The sequence below is a fragment of the Taibaiella lutea genome (genome assembly GCF_008629695.1).
Lineage (GTDB): Bacteria > Bacteroidota > Bacteroidia > Chitinophagales > Chitinophagaceae > Taibaiella > Taibaiella lutea.
Window position 1 is genome coordinate 719,464 of record NZ_VWSH01000004.1, and the last position, 21,629, is coordinate 741,092.

The window sequence follows — 21,629 nt, forward strand, 5'->3', positions numbered from 1 at the left end:
AACATTTATTTAATCAAATTTTATACCAAAGCGTTGATGGTCAATAATAATAAATAATATTAACATTGTTTTTTAAAGTAATATAATTGTAGTTTAAATTGTTTTATTTAAAGTAAAAATAACCGCATAAATATGCGGTTATTTTTTTAATACAAATATGACGTTAAACATTACCCTGACAAATTTGTACTTTGACATGAAAAATAACTAAATATTTCGTACCCAGCGAAATTGATATCCAATTTAACCGGCCTTACACTGATTGAAAAACTGCGACGCACCGATAATACCAATAACCAAACATAGGGGAATGCCGAAAACCTTTCAAGAGTAGGCGAAATAACCGAATCTATGCCAAAATTAAATTTTACACATTTAAAAACCCGGATGCTTTCAGGTTCCTTATTATTGCTCGGTGCACTTTTGGGGCCAAATGAAAAAATTAATGCACAAATACTGATTAATGAAGATTTTAGTACTGCAAATGGTCTTGTACCTCCTTCCAATTGGCTTAACCAGGATGCAGGCGGTTCTGATGGACAACAAATCTGGACATTTAATAATCCTGGGGGAAGAAATATTACAGGAGGCACTCCCGGCTTCAGCGGGCAGTTTGCCATAATAGATTCTGATGACGAAGGTAATGGTAATACTCAAAACAGTAACCTCGTTACACCTGCCTTCAGTGCATCAAATACAACACAAAGTTATGTTTTGGAATTTGATGACAACTGGGAACAATGCTGTGGCGCTGTTGGACAAGTACAGGTTTTTAACGGAACTACATGGACTACCGTTTTTTCAGAGCCATCAACAGGCGACGGCGATGGCGATGAAGATCCGTCCGTACACAGGTCTATTAATATTACAGCAGGAACAGGTAATTCCGCTGCTGCAAAAGTAAGATTTCATTACGAGGGTGATTGGGATTACTGGTGGGCGATAGACAACGTAAAGATTACGGCTATTTCCTGTACAGCTCCTGCTGCAACCTTTACAGCTGCCCTTGATTGTGCTAACAGTCAATTTTCTGTAAGCGTTAACGTTACAAATATGGGTAGTGCAACCAGCTTGTCATTAAGCGATGGAACTACTACTTATGGCTCTCCGATTACAGCCACGGGAACTTATACTGCCGGCCCTTTTTCAAGTGGTACTACTCAGACTATCACATTGATTCACAATGCAAGTGCTTATTGTAATCTTGAATCGTCTCAAATATCTTATAACTGCAGCTTGCCAAACGACAATTGTGAATACGCTGCTTCGGTTACTCCTTCAACAACTTGTACTCCTACAAGCGGTAGTACTATTGGGGCTACCGTATCAAGTCCGTCTGTTGACCCGGGATGTATAGATGCAGAAGCAGGTAATGATGTCTGGTTTAGTTTTACTGCAACTACTGCTTTGGCAAGTGTCAAAGTATCTAATTTGCAACCTTCCAATAGTGATGCCATCATCGGAGAAGTGGGATTTTCCGTTTATGAAGCGAACTGCGCTGCTTTAGGTACCCCTCTTAACTGTGGTTATTCATACTATTTCGATACAGATATTAGCGATGATCCATTATTAGTGTCTGGCTTAACTGTAGGACAGGATTATTTAATCAGGGTTCATAGTGATTTTGCTGCAGATGTTGATTTTAACCAGGTTACCTCTGATTACAATTTTGATGTTTGCGTGCAGTCGGTAACTCCTGTGCCTAATGATTTAATCTGTGATGCTATAACATTAACTATTGACGGGCCGACTGACTGCCAAAATACGGCAACCGCTACTGCTAATAATGATCCGAGTGATATTAATAACTGCAGTACTCCCAACAATACGGTATGGTACAAATTTACGCCAGCTACAAACGGACCTGTATTGGTAAATATTAAAGATCCTGCTGCAGGAGATCCATTATATGCTTGGGTATTTATGTATAGCGTAACTGATCCATGTGGCTCGCCTGCATACACACAAATTCCTTTCAGCGCAAATACTTGTCAGGCTGGTTCTGATGGTGTAAACGGTTCATTAACGTCTTCACTTTCAGGCACCCTTACAGCCGGCCAGACCTATTACATTGTTCTTGATGGTAACAGTGGTGACGTAGGTGAGTATTGCATTTCTATTTCTTCACCGCCACCACCTCCTGGTTGTGTCACAAATATTTCCCCTACAAATGGTGAAACCAATATAATAGTTGACGCCGGAACTGATCCTTCCTTTAGCTGGAATGCTGAAAGCGGAGCCACTTCTTATGATGTTTATCTGGGAACAACCGCAGGAGGAGAAACCAACATCGGAAACGTAACAGGAACTTCCACAACAATAAGCGGCCTGACCATCGATACTACTTATTATTGGTATGTTGTTCCGGTTGGCCCTGGCGGACCGGCAACAGGATGCGTATCCAATGAATTCTCATTTACAACCTCTGCGGCAACACTACCTCCTAACTGTACTTATTTGAATTCACCGGATGACGGCAGCACCGTCGGTAATTTCCCTACATTAAATTGGGGCGCAGCTGACTACACTGAAAGCTATAACATATACCTGGACATGAATACAACACCGACAACTTTATATGGCACTACAACAACCCAAACTCAATACACAGGTTCCGCTGCATTGGCACCAGGTACTTATTACTGGTATGTGCAGCCTGTAAACTCAATAGGTGCAGCCACAGGTTGCGAATCATCCGTATATTCCTTTACGGTAGTTCCTTCTCCGACAAACGATGTGCCGACAGGTGCAACTGTAATAAATGTAGGCCAGCCATGTACAGGCAATTCCTTTACAAACGAATTTGCCAATCATAATCCCGGTGAACCATATCCAAACTGTCAGATTCAAAGTCAGGGAGAACACTCTGTTTGGTTTCAGTTTGTGGCTCCGACAAGCGGTGGTGTAAAAATATCTACCGATATCGGCACTTTGGGAACTTTGACCGACACTAAAATCGGACTATTCTCTGTAGGAGAAGCGAGCAACTATTCGACTTTTAACCTGATTGCATGTGACGATGATAATGGTGTGATTGATGACGGATATACTTCAACCATATTTACAACTGCTCTTACTGGTGGCCAGACATATTATGTTGAGGTTGACGGATATAGTAACAGTGACCAGGGAACTTTCTGCCTGGAAGTAACAGAAATAAATCCTACCATGTTATCAAGTACCGCTTCTTGTGCTGATTTACAAACACCTGTGGGCAATAATCCTGCTTACAATGGCTGGATCACATTATTGGATGAAGATGGGGCACTTGTAGCAAATGTGCGTAATACAGCAGGTGGTCAGGCAAATGAATACAGTGGTTCCTATAATGTTGACGGTAACGGGTTCGGAACACCGAGACAAGATGCAAACGGCAGATATTACCTGAGCAGAAATTACATGATCAGCAATCCCGGCATCAGCACACCTGTTGATGTAAGATTCTATTTCCATCCGGGTGAAATTGCGACTTTGGCAGGTGTTACATCTAATGCAACCAATCTTTCAAACCTGAATGTAACAAAGCAGGAAAGCAATACCTGTAACGCTAACTACGCAGATGGTAACGGAGCAACTTCTATTCTTTTGCAAAATTTAAACGGTTCTGTTAATGGCGTAAGCTGGATTCAGGTTTCAACCTCAAGTTTCTCCAATTTCTATTTAATGGGAGGCATTACACCGTTGGCTATCGATCTTAAATCTATAAGCGCAACCAATATCGGAAATGCCAATCAAGTAAACTGGATTACTGCTAAAGAAGAAACAGGCGATTATTTTGAACTGGAAAGAAGCAGCAACGGAAAAAATTTCAGTTTCCTTGCTAAGATAAATTCCAAAGGAAGACCTTCTGATTATACTTTCTACGATAATAATCCGTTTGAAAATGAAAATTACTATCGTTTAAAATTGATCAATAAAGATGGTAAATTCATTTATTCAAAAGTTGTCGAAGCAACAGTAAACGTAAAAGGAAGCTTTACTGTAGAAGCTTATCCTAATCCTGCTAAAAACAATGTAAACGTAAAAGTATTCGGCTCTCAGAATGGAGACATTACTTTGGCAGATATTGCAGGACGCGTTATTTATCAAAGTAAAGTAAAAGGCAATGAAATCAATATCGACTTGACAAAAGTCGCGAATGGTGTATATTTCCTTAAATACGTTGATAATAATCTGACCAAAACAATTAAATTAAACAAACAATAATTCTGTTAAAATGGAATTATAAAATGGGCTGCCTTCATTGGCAGCCCATTTTTATGTTTTAAATCTTTATATCTTTATATCATTACACTGTTTATATACAACAATCTGTATTTTTCGTTGTTCTGAAATTTATAAATATCAATGTATGAAAATAAAACTCAGTCTCACAGCTCCCGAATACGCGCCCCTTATAGTCAATTACGACGACTGGTTTCATGAAAACCATGCCTATTCGCTCGAATGGGGTTACCCCGTCCTTCCCGGCAAAGGTCAGTTCATCGCATTTAGCTTCATTGCCGATTTAATAAAAGAGCATATCGATATTATTAAGTTGCCTGCTCATTGGGAAATTGTAGATATTCACTGGAATCAGGAAAATAATACTGTCATTCCTACCCTGTTTGTTGTCGGTAAATAATTGCACATCTTTGCAGCTTTATAAGATTTATGGAATTAGACCTGAATGATGAAAACAATCGCCGCATGCGCGATGAACAGGATGAAAATGAAGATATCAAGGCAACAGTCAAGCTTGCACAATCTTTTATTGACAGCAATATCATGACCGAGAAAGAAGCGCTCAAATATTTCAATATCCCGAAAGCAATTTTTGATCGCTTCAGTCAATAAATATCAGGATCTTGCTAACCTCAGTATTAGCATAAAGATTTAACAAAACAAAAAAATAACTACGGATGTTTAAATGATAAGTACAGCAGTAATGCTGCTTATTATTTAAACATTTTCTTTTGTGTATCAGCAATGAATGCAAATAAAATCTCAACATTTTTTGATTTGAATGAACAATTGATTTCCTTGAACGTTACTATCCTAATCAAACTTAAAAACAACAATTATGAAAAAGAACACAATCTATGCTTTTGGCTTTATGGCACTCACAATCGGTGGTTTAACGGCTTGTAACAGCGGAACTCCCGAAAATGATTCAGTCGATTCAGCTCAGAAAGTGAACGAAGTCACACAAGACAACACTGCTCCTGCCGCATCTACAGAAGATGCAGACTTTGCAGTAATGGCTACTAATGCAGGCATGACCGAAATTGAAGCAAGCAAACTTGCTCTAAATACTTCTTCCAATGCAAACGTGAAAAAGTATGCCCAGATGATTATTGACGAACATACTGCAGCTGGTTCAAAATTAGGTGCCTTGGCTACTTCAAAAAATATATCTGTACCAACTGTATTGAGCACCGATAGCCAGGATAAAATCAATGACCTTGGTAAAAAAACAGGAAAAGACTTTGACAAAGCTTATATCGACATGATGGTAAGCGATCATAAAGATGCAGTTGATGCTTTCCAGAAAGAAAATACAAATACTACAGATGGTGATTTAAAAGCCTTTACAGCAGAAACAATTCCTGTGTTACAAAAACATTTGGATGATGCAAAAGCATGGCAGTCTAAAATGTAAATTATCGCTTGTTAATAATAACTTAGAGAGGGCTTCTGTTTGAAGCCCTCTCTTTAATTTACACCCAATCCATGAAAATATTATTGGTTTGTTATTGATGCCGGCCAATACAACTTATAGCCATATTGTGTTGTTATACAATTATTAAAGACAGTTTATGCTTTCAGATCAAAACATTGAAGAGCACTGCATTAATACAATAAGGCTTTTGGCAGCCGATGCAGTACAAAAAGCAAATTCAGGCCATCCAGGAATGCCCATGGGTGCTGCGCCCATGGCACACGTCTTATGGACCAGGTATATGAATTATAATCCGGAAAATCCCGACTGGCCTAACAGGGACAGATTCGTATTGTCTGCAGGACACGGATGCATGCTTCAATATAGTTTGCTACATCTTACAGGATATGACCTTTCATTAGATGATATAAAAAACTTCAGGCAATTGCATAGCAAAACACCCGGTCATCCCGAATATGGCCTGACACCCGGAGTGGAAGTTACCACCGGACCTTTGGGGCAGGGCTTTGCAAATGCAATAGGCATGGCCATAGCGCAAAAATATTTGAAAGCACATTACAACCGGCCTGAATTCCCAATCATCGATTACCATATTTATGCCATCTGCAGCGATGGCGACATGATGGAAGGAATTACTTCGGAAGCAGCTTCCATAGCAGGTCACCTTGAATTGGGCAACCTTATATACCTTTACGATGACAATCATATATCCATAGAAGGCAGCACAGACCTGGCTTTCAACGAGGATGTAGGTAAAAGATTTGAAGCCTATAACTGGCATGTGCAAATCGTAGAAAATGGCAACGACCTTGAAGCTATTTCCAATGCCATCAGAAATGCAAAAGTAGAGATTCAAAGACCTTCATTAATAAAAGTCCGTACCCAAATCGGTTATGGCAGTCCCAATAAAATAGATAAAGCAGATGCTCACGGTTCACCTCTTGGCGAAGACGAAGTAAAAAAAACAAAAACAAACCTGGGCTTCGATCCTGATAAATATTTTCAAATACCCAAGTCCGTAAAGGACTTTTACGAAAAAGTAAAAGAAGAAGGCATCCGGAAAGAAAAAGAATGGAACGTATTATATAAGAACTATCAAAAAGCATTTCCGGAGTTATCAAAAGAACTTGAACAACTGCGTGACGGAAAACCAAAACCCGACTGGCATAAAGCATTGCCCGATTTTAAAGACATTGAAAAGATTGCCACCAGAAAAGCTTCCGGTAAAGTACTCAACGCAATAGCTTCTTATTTTCCAGGATTAATAGGCGGTTCCGCAGATCTGGCTCCATCCACAGACACTCAGCTTAAAGCATTCAACGACTTTTCCCCCGAAGACAGATCCGGCCGTAATTTTCATTTCGGCGTAAGAGAACATTCGATGGGAGCTATCTTAAACGGAATGGCCCTCACCAACGGCATCATTCCTTACGGAGCTACCTTTCTTATTTTCTCCGAATACATGCGGCCGCCCATAAGGCTTGCTGCAATTATGAAGATTAAACCCATTTTCATTTTCACACATGACAGCATAGGTTTAGGAGAAGACGGAACAACACATCAACCCGTTGAACAACTATTATCATTAAGGTCAATCCCTAACCTGACACTTATAAGACCCGCTGATGCAAATGAAACAGTTGCGGCCTGGCAGGCTGCGTTGGAACATACAGGAGGCCCGGTAGCAATGGTATTGACCCGTCAGGATCTTCCCGTAATCAGCCAGTCAAAATACGCAAAAGCTTCCGGGCTCTTAAAAGGCGCTTACACATTATCTGAGGCTGCTCAAAAACCACAACTCATTTTGATCGGGACAGGCTCTGAAGTACATTTACTTTTAGAAGCACAAACCGTTTTATCAAAAGACGGAATAGACGCAAATGTTGTCAGCATGCCTTCATGGGAACTTTTCGACAAACAACCGGAAACTTATAAGGAAAAGATTTTGCCAAAAACAATAAGGAAAAGATTGGTTGTTGAAGCAGGCACATCCTTAGGCTGGCAAAAATATGCCACAGATGATGGTATAATAATCGGCATAGATACCTTTGGTTCATCCGCACCCGCCGATGCCCTTTTTAAGGAATATGGCTTTACAGTTGAAAACATAGTAAACAAAGCAAAAGAACTTTTATCCCGAAAATAGCGATCAATGGAAACAATACAAGCAGGCTTTGATTTTGGAATGATAGGCCTCGGTACAATGGGGCGTAATTTGCTGCTGAATATGTCTGAACACGGCATAAAAGGCGCAGGATATGACAAAGACACAACCAAGATTCCACTACTGGAACAAGAAGACGAAGATCATAACACAAAAGGATTTGATGATATCACAGCATTTATAAAAAGTATCAAACCGCCCCGTGCCATCATGATGCTTGTTCCTGCTGGAAAAATTGTGGACGATGTGCTGGAAGAGCTGATACCGCTACTGGATAAAGGCGACATTCTGATAGACGGTGGCAACTCCTTTTTTCAGGATACAAGACGCAGGGATATTTATCTGCAATCCAAAGGACTTCATTTTTTCGGAATGGGCATATCAGGAGGCGAAGAAGGCGCACGCTATGGCCCCAGCATGATGCCCGGAGGCGATAAAACCGCGTACGAAGTCATGAAACCAATACTCGAAGCCATAGCAGCCAAAGTAGATGGCGAAGCCTGCGTAACCTATATAGGACCCGAAGCATCCGGTCACTTTGTAAAAACAGTTCACAACGGCATTGAATATGGACTCATGCAACTCATTGCTGAAACATACGAATACCTTAAATATTTTCTCAAACTTGACAATGCTGCTATTGCCGCACTATTTGAGAAATGGAATAACGGCAGATTGCAATCCTTCCTTATCGAAATAACTTCTGAAATTTTCACCTATAAAGAGAAAGGCGAAAATCATATCCTCCTTGATGACATCAAAGATGAAGCAAAAGCAAAAGGCACCGGCAAATGGACGTCACAGATTGCTATGGATCTGGATGTACCTATACCTACAATAGATACTGCGGTTGCAATGCGCAACCTCAGCATATATAAATCCCTGAGAACCTTATTGGGAGATAAGTATAAGACTGAAACACATCCCGAAGAGGCAGTGGACATCGGCCATCAGACAAAGCTATTGGAAGATGCATTTTATTTTGCCATGATAAGCACTTATGCCCAGGGAATGCACCTGCTTTCAAAAGCCTCTGAAGCTTACAAATATGATTTGAATATTGCTGACATCGCAAGGATCTGGCGTGGCGGCTGTATCATCCGCTCTGAATTTCTGAACACTATTTATAAAGCCTATAGCAATGATAAAGAACTTGATCACCTGTTCATGAATAAAAATGTTGAAAGCGAGCTGAAAGAGACAGAAACAGGCATCAGGAGTATATTGCAAACTGCAATAGGCAATGGTTTGGGAATGCCCGCATTTGCAGCCTCGCTCGGCTATTTTGACAGTTTAAAAAAAGCATCTTCAGGCAGTAATCTTATTCAGGCTCAAAGAGATTTTTTCGGTGCGCATCAATATGAAAAGATAAATGTTTCCGGTACTTTCCATACACAATGGACCGGCATTAAATCTTCAAAATAATTTTTCTTCATTCAAAAAATCCGTGATGAATAATAACCTCAATCGCGAGCCGGTAATATTCGTTTTGTTTGGTGCCACCGGAGATTTAAGCCAGCGCAAACTCGCGCCTGCATTATATAATCTGTTTCTCGACAGCTGGCTTTCCGAAACCTTCTGCATAATAGGAACAGGCAGAACCAAAATGACGGACAAATCATTTGCCGCAACATTAAAAGACAGCGTCCGCAAATTTTCAAGAAGAAACAAAGTTGACACCAAAGAATGGACCTCCTTTGCACAACATATCACCTATGCAGTTGCTGATGTAAAGCAGATTTCATCTTATGAAAAAATAGGTAAGCAGATTAACGATTTAAAGCTAAAGTGGAAAAGCAAATCTGTACAAGTCATTTACTATCTCGCCGTCTCACCCGAATTATTTCCCGTTATAAGCCAGCAGCTCTACAAAGCCGGCCTGATGAAAGACACCTCACATACCCGCATTGTTTTGGAAAAACCATTTGGCCATGACTTTGAAAGCGCAAGGGAGTTAAATCAGCTTCTGGAAAAAATGTATGATGAAAAACAGATTTACCGCATTGATCATTACTTAGGCAAAGAAACCGTTCAGAACATCCTGGCATTCCGCTTTGCCAACAGCATTATAGAACCTTTATGGAACCGCGATTTCATTGAGCACGTACAGATATCAGTAACAGAACAATTAGGCGTGGAAAGCCGCGGGGCTTACTACGAACATGCAGGCGCATTAAAAGACATGATTCAGAATCATGTCTTGCAGCTGCTTTGCCTTGTGGCCATGGAGCCCCCTATCAGTTTCAATGCCGATGAAATAAGAGATAAAAAAGTAGCCGTACTCAATGCCATGAGGGCCTTTGAAAAAGAAGAAATAAGATTAAACACCGTACGGGGTCAATATGCTGAAGGCTGGGTACAGGGCGATGAAGTGCCCGGTTACAGACAGGAGCCCGATGTAGACAAAGACTCTAATACCGAAACCTTTGCAGCATTAAAATTCTATGTCGATAACTGGCGTTGGCAAGGCGTTCCTTTTTATGTGCGCAGCGGTAAAAGAATGCATCAGACATCTTCTGTTATATCCATTCAGTTTAAAGACGTACCCCATAAAGTATTTCCCGGCGAAACGATGGAAAGCTGGCAACAAAACCGGTTGGTAATAAGCATACAGCCCGAAATGAGTATCAGGCTGCAACTACAGGCCAAGCGCCCTGGTCTGGATATGATGCTGAATACCGTAGATATGGTATTTGACTACAATGGTGTTTATACCACACAAACTCCGGAAGCCTACGAAACCCTGTTACTCGATATTATGTCAGGCGATCAGACCTTGTTTATGAGAGGCGATCAGGTTGAAACCGCATGGGCCTTGCTGATGCCTGTCATTAATACATGGCAGGGCAGAAAAAGCATACATTTTCCCAATTATGCAGCCGATTCCTGGGGACCCGAAGAAGCAGAAGCTTTGATAGCAAGAGATGGTTTCCATTGGTTCACCCTTCCTTTAAAAGACAGCAAACAGGAATAAATATGATGCTGAGTATATCACCCACAAAAAAAGAAGCAATCCATTCCATAGCATTGCATATTGTCTCCCTTGCTAAAAAAAATATTGCAGAAAAGAATGCTTTCACATTAGTATTATCCGGTGGCCAGACGCCTGAAGAACTCTACAAGTTGCTTGCTGCCCCGCCATTCAATGAAGCCGTAAACTGGTCCAAAGTATTTTTCTTTTTTGGCGATGAACGCTTTGTTCCCCCTACAGACGAAGAAAGTAATTACAGAATGGCTGCAGCAACACTACTTACCCCTTTGCAAATCCCTCCCGAACAGATTTTCTTTATAGATACCGCTGTTGCAATAAATAAAGCTGCCGAACTTTATCAGCAAAAACTAAAAAGTTTCTTTGGCAACAGTGAAATGTCCTTTGACCTGATATTATTAGGGCTTGGCGAGAACCTGCACGTCGCCTCCCTGTTTCCCCATACCGCAATTCTACATGACACAGAACCCGCCGTAAAGGCTGTCAAAACAGATGATAAAAACGCATACAGGATAACAATGAACGCCCCCCTAATCAATAAAGCAAAGTGCATTTATTTTCTCGTTTCAGGTAAAAACAAAGCATCCGCCATCCGGCAGGCGCTTAAAGGCCCGATAGATACGGACGCATTTCCCGTACAGCTTATTAAAACCCCACGTGTACATTGGTTTATAGATAAAGATGCCGGTACTGGTTTATAATGCCCCGATGCTTTTTATGCTATTATTGCTTTAGTCGTTACTTTTGCCATTTGTAATAAACGATTGATACAATTGCACCAGCACCACATGCCCATCTTAGAAGTATCGGAAGTCGGAAGAAATATCGCGGAATCTTTTTCTCTTAAGCACATTTCATTTAAACTCCATTCAGGCCAAAAACTTGGCATTGCAGGTGCTACAGGTTCCGGCAAAAGTACTTTGCTTAAAATAATTGCAGGCTTGGATGATGCCGACGCAGGAGTTGTTTATTTTGATTCAAAAAAAGTAAAAGGACCAAAATACAGGCTCATTCCCGGGCAGCCCGGCATAGCTTATTTGTCGCAGCATTACGAATTACGCAACCATCAGAGAATGGAAGAAATTCTGTCCTATGCAAATACCATGACAGAAGAAAAAGCAATGCAATTGTTTGATCTGTGCAAAATAAGCCATCTGTTAAAACGCACAACCTTTCAGCTTTCAGGCGGAGAAAAACAAAGAATAGCTTTGGCAAGACTACTGTTGACTGCTCCGCGATTGCTTATATTAGACGAGCCCTTTTCCAATCTCGACTTGATTCATAAATCTATATTGAAAAACATACTCGAAGATATTGGCACCGAACTCGGTCTTACCTGTATAATAGCTTCTCATGACCCGCTCGATCTTTTATCATGGGCAGATAAAATGATTATTTTAAAAGAAGGCAGCTTATTACAGGAAGACAGCCCGATGGAAATTTACTTCAAACCCGTAGATGTCTATGCAGGTGCATTACTCGGAAAATATAATTTGCTCAATGAAGCAACAGCCCGCTTATTCGATGCTTCATTAACCCTAAACGGCAAAAATTTATTCGTAAGGCCCGAACAGTTTGCTGTTGCAACAAAAGGAAATAACGGAGTAGCCGGTATTATTGAAAAGATTGTTTTCTGGGGCAACTATCATGAATTAAAAATCCGTATTCATGAAAACATCATCAGCCTTATTACAACCTCCGGCGATTTTGAAGCCGGCCAAAAAATAGCAATACAATTAAAGGAAGAAAAGAATTATTGGACATTATAATAAATACCACAACAAACCCATTATCAGCATAGCTTTCATCCAATGAATTATTTTAAGGAATTACAGGATTTATTAAAGATAGAACAGGAAGAAGACAAGAATAGCTTCATAAAAATGAACGCTACCGCATCTGTTTCCGAAAGAAGAACAAATGGCATTACATGGTATCCATTAGCTATTAAAGGTGTGGAACCCGGTAAAGGCGATTACGTAACTGTTGAACTGGAGCGCACCACCCATCAGGATATTATACACCAGTTCAGGTCGGGAATGCCCGCTGCATTGTTTTCCAATCATAATGCAAAAGAAGACAGAGTTGAAGGAATTGTATCCCATGTATATGGCAATAAACTAAAACTTGCATTAAGAACGGAAGAATTGCCCGAATGGAGCCGTAATGGCAAGCTCGGTATAGATTTGCTGTTTGATGAAAACAGTTATGACGAAATGTTTATTGCACTTAAAGCAGCAGGAGATTTAAGTGACAACGACAAAGAAGGACATCTGGTTCAGACATTGATTGGCAACAAACACCCCACATTTAATAATGCAGTAACCACACCTGCTTCCTCAAAGCTTAATGCCTCTCAAAACAATGCAGTTCAGAAAATCATCGCTTCAAATGAATTGGCTATAGTGCACGGTCCTCCCGGAACAGGTAAAACAACCACCCTGGTAGCAGCCATAAAAGCCATTCTTCAAAAAGAAGAAAAACAAATACTGGTTGTTGCGCCCAGCAATGCAGCAGTTGATTTGTTAAGCGAAAAGCTGGCCGATGAAGGCCTGAAAGTAGTGCGCGCAGGCAATCCTGCCCGGGTAACCGAAAAGTTATTATCCCTAACCCTCGACGGAAAAACCGCCGAAGACACCCGTATGAAAGAAGTGAAACGCTTAAAAAAACAGGCGCAATCTTTCAGGGATATGGCACATAAATATAAACGCAACTTCGGGAAAGCAGAAAGGGAACAACGCAAAGCATTATTCGACGAGGCGCATAAAGTGATGAAAGAAGCGGAGAAGACAGAACAATATATAACCGAAGCATTGCTCAACGAAGCACAGGTTATTACAGCCACACTCGTTGGTTCCAATCATTATTCCATCAAAAACAGGAAATACCATACCGTTATTATTGACGAAGCCGGACAGGCCATTGAACCTGCTTGCTGGATTCCGGTTCTGAAAGCACAAAGATTAATAATGGCAGGTGATCACAATCAATTGCCACCTACCATAAAATCGCAGGAAGCCGCAAAAAAAGGATTGGAACATACCTTAATGGCTAAATGTGTGGAACTGTTTCCTGACGCGGTTGTTTTACTGGAAGAACAATACAGAATGCATGAACAGATTATGGGTTATTCCTCTGCTGTATTTTATAACAATGCATTGAAAGCGCACATCTCTGTCGCTCAGCATCTATTGTTCCCGGAAGATTTACCATTAACCTTTATAGACACCGCAGGAAGCGGCTTTGAAGAAAAACAGGAAGGTAGCAGCATCAGCAATCCGGAAGAAGCGGCCTTTCTGATAAAACATTTTACCCAATTTATTACTGGGCTGGAAACACATTATAATCAGGATAACTTCCCGACAATCGGTATTATATCACCATACAAGCAACAAGTATTATTGCTTCAGGAACTCATGCGGGAACATGAATTAATGCTTAAATACAGGCATAAAATTTCAGTAAATACCATTGACAGCTTTCAGGGACAGGAGCGTGACATAGTTTATATCAGCATGACAAGAAGCAATACAGATAACAATGTGGGCTTCCTTACAGATACACGGAGAATGAACGTTGCCATGACCCGCGCAAGAAAAAAGCTGATTGTTATCGGCGACAGTTCCACCCTGGCTTCCATTCCTTTTTATGAAGGTTTCATTGCTTATGCCGAAGCCCATAACGCATGGCAAAGCTGTTGGGAATTTTCAGATTTGTAAGCCTACTCAATATTATACTTCTGCATTTTGGCATAAAGCGTGCTCCTGTCAATGTTCAGGAGCTTTGCTGTTTTAGACTTATTATGTTTCGTTTCTTTGAGCGTTTGTAAAATCAATTCCCGTTCCTTGTTCTCCTGCAATACCTTTAAATCAGTTCCCTCCTTTGGCTGGGATTGTTCCATATCCAATAACATTTCCTCCGGAAGATCTTCTTTAACCGCCATATCCCCTTTAGCCAGCAATACCAATCGCTTCACAATATTCTTTAACTCCCTTATATTGCCCGGCCAGTCATACTTCCTGAAAATATCCAAAACCTCGGGCGACAACTGCCTTACATTTCTTTTCAGGATAGCATTCGACTCTCTGATGAAATAATCTATAAACAATATAATATCATTCCCCCGCTTTCTTAAAGGCGGTACAACCACTTTAAATTCATTTAAACGATGGTATAAGTCCTCGCGGAATTTGCCCTCGCTAATCCTGTTATTCAAATCTTCATTTGTCGCAACAATGACCCTTATGTCAAATTTAATTTCCTTGTTGCCGCCAACAGGAGTAATGACACGTTCCTGTAAAGCACGCAAAAGCTTTACCTGAACCTCATAACTAAGATTTCCTATTTCATCCAGGAACAATGTACCCCCGTTAGCATCTTCAAATTTACCCGTCTTATTTTGCAAAGCGCCCGTAAAGGCCCCCTTCATATGTCCGAAAAGCTCGCTGGCAGCCAGTTCCGTTGAAAGTGTGCCGCAATCTACGGCAATAAACGTTTTATCGCTCCTGTCACTCAATGTATGGATAAGCCTTGCCACATACTCCTTGCCCGTTCCGCTTTCACCATTGATAATAACCGACATATCCGTTGGAGCAATCAGCCTTATCTGTTCATGAAGCCGCTTTGACTCAGCGCTTTCACCCTCAACAAAATGAGGCGGTGCATTTACAGATACATCTGGCGTTACGACATCTTCCTTTTCAATAGCCTGCTCTATCAGCATCAGCAGCTCATCCTGGTTCACAGGCTTCGTAATATAATCGAAAGCCCCCGAATGCATGGCTTTTACCGCTGTCCTTACATCATTGAAACTCGTCATGATAATAGAAGGCGTCTTTATCCCTTTGTTATGTGCTGCATTCAATATATCAAGCCCTGTACCATCCGGCAGGCGATAATCCAACAAATGCAAAGCATATAATTTACTGTCCAAAACAGCGACAGCTTCTTTTATATTATAGCAAACATCAATTATATAACCTTTTCTGCTTAAAAAGCTTTCCAGAATTTTGGCAAACGTATGGTCATCATCTACTACAAGTATTGGGTGCATGGATTCGGTCATAATTAATTTGAAGCATCCAAAAATATAAAAAAAGGCTGTGGAAAATTCCACAGCCTTTGTAAAAGCATGCCAAAAAATTACTTGATAATTTGCCCCTCTTTATCAAGCTTTACGGTTTGCTTTTCTTCACCATTCACCAAATCAACTTTAAAATATTCAGTTTCTCCCTCTTTTACAACTGAAGCTGCAGATACAGTCCATTTTGCAAAAGCATCGGATGCAAGTGTTTTCTTTACTGTTTCCGGTAAATCGGCGGGTTTAATCGGAGTTTCGTCTGCTGTAGTAGCAGCAACAGCTGTTACTTCTTGTGTTGCAGATGGTTGAGCATTTACACTAACAAACGAAACAGATGCCAAAATCAAAGTGGCTAAAACGATTCTTTTCATAAAACGATATTTTTTAAGTAAGTAATACTATACTATATCGAAAAATCGTGCCAGAAAATAAATTTAAATGCAAAAAGCTCATTATCAACAAACTAAGAAAACACGTATCATTTTCAACCTGTTGGATTCTCCTGCAACCTGTTGGATTTTCCTACAAATAAATCCTACAATTTAAAGTAATTTACAATATATTAGACACTTTCGATGTGTTATTTTGCTGCTGACAAACGATATATGGACACATACTGACTCAACGATACTGTCCAAGCCATACAGAATGCTGTCCAAGCGATACATGACCCTGTAAGAATGGTACATGACCCTGCAGGAGCGATACATGGACATTTGTTATGTGTCGTACACCTCGAAGGTGTCCGACACATAACAACCTCAACGATACATAATACTATCCAGCGGTATATCATTGCGTTAAAAGATCGGCTGCTTGCTTTTCGCCATTATTGCCTTCAACTAAAAACACTTAATACTGTTATAAAGCTGAAAATTAACAGACAATCATAATCAAATAAAAAATATGGATTTATACGCAGGACTACCTTATTGGCTTATCAAAAATCCATTGTTTAATAGTGAGCATGCTTTAAAGGAAAATATAAATATCGATGTGGCAATAATCGGCTCAGGCATTACGGGCGCTTTGGTAGCGCACGAATTATGCAGTCACGGAATAGAATGTGCAGTGATTGACAAACGCCCGTTATGTACCGGAAGTTCTGCCGCAAGTACAGCACAATTACAATATGAAATTGACATTCCCTTATATCAGCTATTGAAAAAAATATCGGAACAAACTGCTGTAACCGCTTATCAGTCAAGCTTGCAATCTATTAAGGATATACAGGCAGTATTTCAGCAAACGAAACTGGATGCCGAATTTGAACGTAAGCCAACCTTATATTTAGCATCAGATAAAAAAGGGCTGAAAGAAATTGAGAAAGAATATAAAGTAAGGAAACAATACGACTTACCCGTTGAATTTCTTGACCATACTCTTTTGCAAAGCGAATACAGTATTGACAAACCCGGTGCTTTAAGAAATTACGAATCCGCACAAATGGATGCCTACAAATCTGCTATCCTGCTTTTGGATTATCATCGTAAACACAACGATCTCAAACTTTATCCATACACTCCGGTAACGAGTTATACACAAAACAGCAACGGATATGAGCTAAGTACAGAGCAAGGCCATACAATCCATTGCAAATACCTTGTAATAGCCGCCGGATATGAAGCGGGCAAATTCCTTCCGAAGAAAATAATGGATTTGCTCAGCACTTATGCATTAGTATCAGAACCAGTACCCAAGGAAGCCTTATGGAAAGATGAATGCCTTATCTGGGAAACAGCAAGACCTTACTTTTATATGAGGACAACAAGAGACAATAGAATCATGTTGGGCGGTGAAGACATTAAATTCAAAAATGAAAACTTACGGGACGCTTTACTGGACCGCAAAACAAACAACCTGATTTCAAATTTTGAAAAACTATTCCCTGATAAAAAAATCAAAGTTGACATGTCATGGTGTGGAACATTCAGTGCCACCAAAGATGGTTTGCCCTACATAGGAGAATACCCCGGAATGAAGCAGATGTATTTCGCCCTCGGCTATGGCGGAAACGGCATTACATTCAGCATGATAGCAGCACAAATAATCCGCAAAAAAATAAAAGGGCAAAGCGATAGCAGAGAAATGGTGTTTGGCTTTGACAGAAAGTGAGATCTGTTTAACTCACACAAAATCTATTCCCTTTTTTGAAGAAATATTTCCCATAACTGACATCATTTTATCAATGCAAAGCTGAAGTTTGTATTCATAAACATAAACTTATGTGCGAATTTCAATCTTTATATTACAGCGATGATGGCTATGTGGCACAATGCAAAGATTGTGGCTATTATCAGGTGGCATTCGGAAACACAATGCTTTCTTTAAGTACAAAGGATTATATCACACTTCGTAAAGTTGTTAAAAAGAAGTGTAATGATATTGATTATGCTTCTTTTGAAAATACACGGAACATAGTGATACCAACTCCTTCAGCAGGTTTGTTTATATTGCTTACAAAAGAAGAAGTCAACAGCTTTCACCGGATATTGGAAGCTGCCGACACCGAAGAAAAAGCACAACAATTGATGGCCCTGTTCCATCTGTAAAATATAAAGCCCGGGCAAACTGACAATCTTAATCACAACGCACAAACATGATTCAATTGTAAAATGGTTTGCACCGGCACCAATTCTAAAAAGACAATACCTGCAAATATTTTGCAGGTATTGTTTTTTATCCTTTCTTTTTAGGGGCAGATTTCTTTGGGGCCGACTTCTTCACTGCAGATTTTTTTGGAGCAGATTTTTTAGCAGCAGACTTTTTTGCGGGAGATTTTTTCGCTGCAGCTTTCTTTGGTACTTTGGCACCCGCATCTCTCGCCTCGGAAAGACCGATAGCTATAGCCTGCTTTTTGCTCGTAACCTTTTTACCGGAACCACTTTTTAATGTGCCTTCATGCATTTCGTGCATTGCCCTTTCTACTTTCTTGCCTGCTTTTTCTGAGTACTTTACCATGATATAAATTTATTGTTGTGAATAAATCTTTCTATCTAAACAATCAACCTATATTAAGGATGCATGAGCTGCGTTAATATTTTTCAAATAAAAAATATTGTTTAGTAAATTTGAAAGCATGTATACAGCCATCAATCAATACGTACTCAGATACGCTGCCTTCAGCAATGAGGAATTAGATCGTTTCAACGATTTGCTTTTGCTTCAGGAAATCCCGCGAAAAACAATGCTGTTAAAGGAAGGCGATGTTTGCCATTTTGAAAGTTTTGTAAACAAAGGCTGTATCCGTAACTATTATATCGATGAAAAAGGAGATGAAGTTACCTTACAGTTCGCCATAGAAAATTGGTGGGTAAGCGACATTACAAGTTTCCATGATCGTGTGCCAAGTCATATGTTTATTGAAACCTTGGAAGATGTAGAAGTATTGACCCTTACACTTGAAAACAAAGAAATATTATTAAAAGAGATCCCGAAATTTGAAAGAATATTTCGTTTAATGGTGCAAAAGAATCTTGCCAATCTGCAACAAAGATTATTCAAAACCATTGCAACAACCGCAACAGAAAAGTATCTGGATTTTCTGAAACGCTACCCTACTATTCCGCAACGCGTGGCACAGCATTATATAGCATCTTTTCTTGGTTTTACGCCGGAGTTTCTTAGTAAAGTAAGAGCCAGGCTTGCTAAACAATGAACCTGGCTCTTACCTGATTTTTTATTTTGCTTCCCAGCTATGAATATGTTGTTCTAATACATTCAGCGGCATACAACCATATTTAAGCACTTCGTCATGGAAGGCTGAAATATTGAAATGCTTACCCATTTTTTCGGTACATTCTTTACGCAAACGTGCAATAGTAATAGAACCGATTTTGTAACCCAAAGCTTGCCCCGGCCAGTTCATATATCTCTCAATTTCGATGGTCGCACCTTCTTCATTAATCTGTTCATTGTCCATCATATACTTAATAGCCTCTTCCCTTGTCATCTTTTTGGAATGCATACCTGCATCCACAACCAATCTGATAGCTCGGTGCATTTCTGCGCCAAGCGCACCCATGTGCTGATACGGATCTGTGTATAATCCAAGTTCTTTGCCAAGGCTTTCGCAATACAAAGCCCAGCCTTCTATATAAGCATTATAGCCAAATGAAAAGCGCCTGAAATCAGGTAAGCCCGTATCCTCCTGTTGCAATGAAATCTGGTAATGGTGACCCGGAATAGCTTCATGTAAAAACAGACTTTCCATTTGCTCTGCAACAACATTGTATTTTGCAGGATCTAAAATCAGGACGTAAAATATACCGGGACGGCTTCCGTCAGGACTTCCCGGATTATATTCCGATGATGCGCTCTTAGCCCTGAAAGCTTCTACCTGTCTTATTTCAAATGGAGTTTTAGGCGTATTCACAAACAACTTTTTAAGTTGCGGCTGCATCTTGTTATAAATATCGTGATAAGCATTCAGTATTTGTGAATCAGTGGTATATGGAGTAAATTTCTTTGCAGTATCGAGATAAGTGAAGAATGATTTTAAATCACCTTTAAATCCGGTATTATTTTTAACTGTCTCCATTTCACCTTTAATACGTGCAACCTCTGATAAGCCGAGATTATAAATTTCATCAGCAGTCATATCAGTTGATGTACCCTGATGCACACAGAAATTATAGAAATTCGCGCCATCAGGTAAATCCCATACGCCTGCTGTATTCCTTGCCTGCGGCAGATATTCATTCTTCAGATAATCGCCTACTTTTCTATAGGCAGGCATTACTACATCTGTAATAGTTGCAGTAAAATCCTTTTGAAGTCTTTGCTTATCTGCATCTGAAAAGTCCTTAGGGAAATTCTGGATAGGTTTGTAAAAAAGGGAAGTTGTAATATCACTTGCCTGCATGCTTTCCATTTGAGGAATCATCTTTGACACCAATGCTTTGGGCAATACCCAATGTGTGTTTACGCCCTTCTTAAAATAAACAATCACACTATCCATATAAGGGCCAAAAGCCTGCATACGCTTCATCCAATTATCATAATCCGCAACCGTTTTAAAAGGCTGGATGGAAGTACCACTGCCCATCTGAGCAAACAATAAATGAAATCCGCCTATCTGCCCCAAAGGCATGTAATTGCTATGAAATTTGAAAGATTCAAGGCTCTGATTTACATCATACACAAAGCAATCGTAATCGATTTGTTCTTCCGTACTTAATTCAGCACGATTAACTTTTTCAATCTCTTGTTTGTATTTATTGTAAAAAGCGGCAAGTTTATCACGGTAACTATCTGTAAAATCCGCGTATAGTTTATCGTTAAAACGATTATCTCCATTCGAAGTAGCTTCTATTGGAAAAAGGGCCAAACGCTCCTGGTAATAATTTTTAAATATTTCTTCCAAAGCAGGACTTGCCTTCCTTTCAGAAGTTGCCCCATTTTGATTACAGGCCGTAAAACCAAGTGATAAGCTTAACAATAACGGCAACATACTTTTTGCTTTGAACATTTTGGTCTGTTGAGATGTGAAGATTTAATGGAGACCAAATTTATAAATTTATTGGTATTATTATTTACTTTCTTCTTTGAATTCCAGTACGTTTATTCGATAGGTCAAAGTTTCGTGCACAAAAAAACCTTCAACTATTTAAGTTGAAGGTTTTGTAATAAATATGGCAGCTACCTACTCTCCCGGAGTTAACCAGTACCATCGGCCATGAGGGGCTTAACTTCTCTGTTCGGAATGGGAAGAGGTGAACACCCTCGGCAATAC

17 protein-coding genes and 1 rRNA gene are annotated in these 21,629 nt (G+C 39.9%); 13 read left to right on the forward strand and 5 right to left on the reverse strand.

The features are described 5' to 3' along the window. The first annotated feature begins 351 nt into the window (after nucleotides 1-351). The 10 genes from F0919_RS18230 (at nucleotide 352) to F0919_RS18275 (ending at nucleotide 14,534) form a co-directional block, all read left to right on the forward strand. The gene (locus F0919_RS18230) at nucleotides 352-4,206 is read left to right on the forward strand and encodes a T9SS type A sorting domain-containing protein (RefSeq protein ID WP_150034337.1); all 3,855 of its coding nucleotides are present in this window, start codon (nucleotides 352-354) and stop codon (nucleotides 4,204-4,206) included. Nucleotides 4,207-4,351: 145 nt separating this feature from the next. Further along, nucleotides 4,352-4,624: a hypothetical protein gene (locus F0919_RS18235; RefSeq protein ID WP_150034339.1), complete on the forward strand. Its 273-nt coding sequence runs from the start codon at nucleotides 4,352-4,354 to the stop codon at nucleotides 4,622-4,624. Between the two features lie 29 nt (nucleotides 4,625-4,653). Further along, a complete protein-coding gene (locus F0919_RS18240; RefSeq protein WP_150034341.1) occupies nucleotides 4,654-4,836 on the forward strand; it encodes a hypothetical protein in 183 nt (60 codons plus the stop codon). Nucleotides 4,837-5,062: 226 nt separating this feature from the next. Continuing rightward, complete coding sequence (locus tag F0919_RS18245; protein ID WP_150034343.1) at nucleotides 5,063-5,641, forward strand: DUF4142 domain-containing protein; 579 nt, start codon at nucleotides 5,063-5,065, stop codon at nucleotides 5,639-5,641. Between the two features lie 157 nt (nucleotides 5,642-5,798). Next, complete coding sequence (gene tkt, locus F0919_RS18250; RefSeq protein WP_150034345.1) at nucleotides 5,799-7,808, forward strand: transketolase; 2,010 nt, start codon at nucleotides 5,799-5,801, stop codon at nucleotides 7,806-7,808. Between the two features lie 6 nt (nucleotides 7,809-7,814). Beyond that, nucleotides 7,815-9,251 carry an NADP-dependent phosphogluconate dehydrogenase gene (gene gndA / locus F0919_RS18255; RefSeq protein ID WP_150034347.1) on the forward strand — a complete coding sequence of 479 codons (1,437 nt, stop codon included), beginning with the start codon at nucleotides 7,815-7,817 and terminating at the stop codon, nucleotides 9,249-9,251. 25 nt (nucleotides 9,252-9,276) lie between these two features. Further along, nucleotides 9,277-10,800, forward strand: a complete 1,524-nt coding sequence (gene zwf, locus F0919_RS18260; RefSeq protein WP_150034349.1) for a glucose-6-phosphate dehydrogenase — start codon at nucleotides 9,277-9,279, stop codon at nucleotides 10,798-10,800. Between the two features lie 2 nt (nucleotides 10,801-10,802). Continuing rightward, the gene (gene pgl / locus F0919_RS18265; RefSeq protein ID WP_150034351.1) at nucleotides 10,803-11,516 is read left to right on the forward strand and encodes a 6-phosphogluconolactonase; all 714 of its coding nucleotides are present in this window, start codon (nucleotides 10,803-10,805) and stop codon (nucleotides 11,514-11,516) included. An 87-nt stretch (nucleotides 11,517-11,603) separates the two neighbouring features. Beyond that, nucleotides 11,604-12,584, forward strand: coding sequence for an ABC transporter ATP-binding protein (locus F0919_RS18270; RefSeq protein WP_150034353.1), 981 nt, complete (start codon nucleotides 11,604-11,606; stop codon nucleotides 12,582-12,584). 42 nt (nucleotides 12,585-12,626) lie between these two features. Then, nucleotides 12,627-14,534, forward strand: a complete 1,908-nt coding sequence (locus F0919_RS18275; protein WP_150034355.1) for an AAA domain-containing protein — start codon at nucleotides 12,627-12,629, stop codon at nucleotides 14,532-14,534. Nucleotides 14,535-14,536: 2 nt separating this feature from the next. Here F0919_RS18275 and F0919_RS18280 read toward each other — a convergent pair whose 3' ends face one another. Both F0919_RS18280 and F0919_RS18285 read right to left on the reverse strand, forming a co-directional pair. Beyond that, entirely contained in the window at nucleotides 14,537-15,868 is a 1,332-nt protein-coding gene (locus F0919_RS18280; RefSeq protein WP_150034357.1) for a sigma-54-dependent transcriptional regulator, read from the reverse strand. Nucleotides 15,869-15,957: 89 nt separating this feature from the next. Continuing rightward, a complete protein-coding gene (locus tag F0919_RS18285) occupies nucleotides 15,958-16,266 on the reverse strand; it encodes a hypothetical protein (RefSeq protein ID WP_150034359.1) in 309 nt (102 codons plus the stop codon). A 535-nt stretch (nucleotides 16,267-16,801) separates the two neighbouring features. On the opposite strand from F0919_RS18285, the gene F0919_RS18290 reads away from it, so the two are divergent. Next, on the forward strand, nucleotides 16,802-18,010 hold the full coding sequence (locus F0919_RS18290) for an NAD(P)/FAD-dependent oxidoreductase (RefSeq protein WP_150034361.1): 1,209 nt from the start codon (nucleotides 16,802-16,804) through the stop codon (nucleotides 18,008-18,010). 110 nt (nucleotides 18,011-18,120) lie between these two features. Further along, nucleotides 18,121-18,447 carry a DUF6686 family protein gene (locus F0919_RS18295; protein WP_150034363.1) on the forward strand — a complete coding sequence of 109 codons (327 nt, stop codon included), beginning with the start codon at nucleotides 18,121-18,123 and terminating at the stop codon, nucleotides 18,445-18,447. A 127-nt stretch (nucleotides 18,448-18,574) separates the two neighbouring features. Here F0919_RS18295 and F0919_RS18300 read toward each other — a convergent pair whose 3' ends face one another. After that, nucleotides 18,575-18,856, reverse strand: a complete 282-nt coding sequence (locus F0919_RS18300; RefSeq protein WP_150034365.1) for a DUF6496 domain-containing protein — start codon at nucleotides 18,854-18,856, stop codon at nucleotides 18,575-18,577. Nucleotides 18,857-18,974: 118 nt separating this feature from the next. Between F0919_RS18300 and F0919_RS18305 the strand changes: the two genes are divergently transcribed. Further along, nucleotides 18,975-19,553 carry a Crp/Fnr family transcriptional regulator gene (locus F0919_RS18305; RefSeq protein ID WP_150034367.1) on the forward strand — a complete coding sequence of 193 codons (579 nt, stop codon included), beginning with the start codon at nucleotides 18,975-18,977 and terminating at the stop codon, nucleotides 19,551-19,553. A 21-nt stretch (nucleotides 19,554-19,574) separates the two neighbouring features. Here F0919_RS18305 and F0919_RS18310 read toward each other — a convergent pair whose 3' ends face one another. Further along, nucleotides 19,575-21,365 (reverse strand): DUF885 domain-containing protein, encoded by a 1,791-nt coding sequence (locus tag F0919_RS18310; RefSeq protein ID WP_235903543.1) that lies wholly within the window; start codon nucleotides 21,363-21,365, stop codon nucleotides 19,575-19,577. 161 nt (nucleotides 21,366-21,526) lie between these two features. After that, a 5S ribosomal RNA gene (gene rrf, locus F0919_RS18315) occupies nucleotides 21,527-21,629 on the reverse strand; the annotation flags it as partial.

Excerpts from the sequence above, each read along its gene's own strand:
- F0919_RS18245 (WP_150034343.1), top strand. The coding sequence starts at position 5,063 with ATGAAAAAGAACACAATCTATGCTTTTGGCTTTATGGCACTCACAATC.
- F0919_RS18280 (WP_150034357.1), bottom strand. The coding sequence starts at position 15,868 with ATGCACCCAATACTTGTAGTAGATGATGACCATACGTTTGCCAAAATT.
- F0919_RS18310 (WP_235903543.1), bottom strand. The coding sequence starts at position 21,365 with ATGTTCAAAGCAAAAAGTATGTTGCCGTTATTGTTAAGCTTATCACTT.
- F0919_RS18290 (WP_150034361.1), top strand. The coding sequence starts at position 16,802 with ATGGATTTATACGCAGGACTACCTTATTGGCTTATCAAAAATCCATTG.
- F0919_RS18230 (WP_150034337.1), top strand. The coding sequence starts at position 352 with ATGCCAAAATTAAATTTTACACATTTAAAAACCCGGATGCTTTCAGGT.
- F0919_RS18305 (WP_150034367.1), top strand. The coding sequence starts at position 18,975 with ATGTATACAGCCATCAATCAATACGTACTCAGATACGCTGCCTTCAGC.
- pgl (WP_150034351.1), top strand. The coding sequence starts at position 10,803 with ATGATGCTGAGTATATCACCCACAAAAAAAGAAGCAATCCATTCCATA.
- F0919_RS18270 (WP_150034353.1), top strand. The coding sequence starts at position 11,604 with ATGCCCATCTTAGAAGTATCGGAAGTCGGAAGAAATATCGCGGAATCT.
- F0919_RS18285 (WP_150034359.1), bottom strand. The coding sequence starts at position 16,266 with ATGAAAAGAATCGTTTTAGCCACTTTGATTTTGGCATCTGTTTCGTTT.
- F0919_RS18240 (WP_150034341.1), top strand. The coding sequence starts at position 4,654 with ATGGAATTAGACCTGAATGATGAAAACAATCGCCGCATGCGCGATGAA.
- F0919_RS18295 (WP_150034363.1), top strand. The coding sequence starts at position 18,121 with ATGTGCGAATTTCAATCTTTATATTACAGCGATGATGGCTATGTGGCA.
- F0919_RS18275 (WP_150034355.1), top strand. The coding sequence starts at position 12,627 with ATGAATTATTTTAAGGAATTACAGGATTTATTAAAGATAGAACAGGAA.
- gndA (WP_150034347.1), top strand. The coding sequence starts at position 7,815 with ATGGAAACAATACAAGCAGGCTTTGATTTTGGAATGATAGGCCTCGGT.
- tkt (WP_150034345.1), top strand. The coding sequence starts at position 5,799 with ATGCTTTCAGATCAAAACATTGAAGAGCACTGCATTAATACAATAAGG.
- F0919_RS18300 (WP_150034365.1), bottom strand. The coding sequence starts at position 18,856 with ATGGTAAAGTACTCAGAAAAAGCAGGCAAGAAAGTAGAAAGGGCAATG.
- zwf (WP_150034349.1), top strand. The coding sequence starts at position 9,277 with ATGAATAATAACCTCAATCGCGAGCCGGTAATATTCGTTTTGTTTGGT.
- F0919_RS18235 (WP_150034339.1), top strand. The coding sequence starts at position 4,352 with ATGAAAATAAAACTCAGTCTCACAGCTCCCGAATACGCGCCCCTTATA.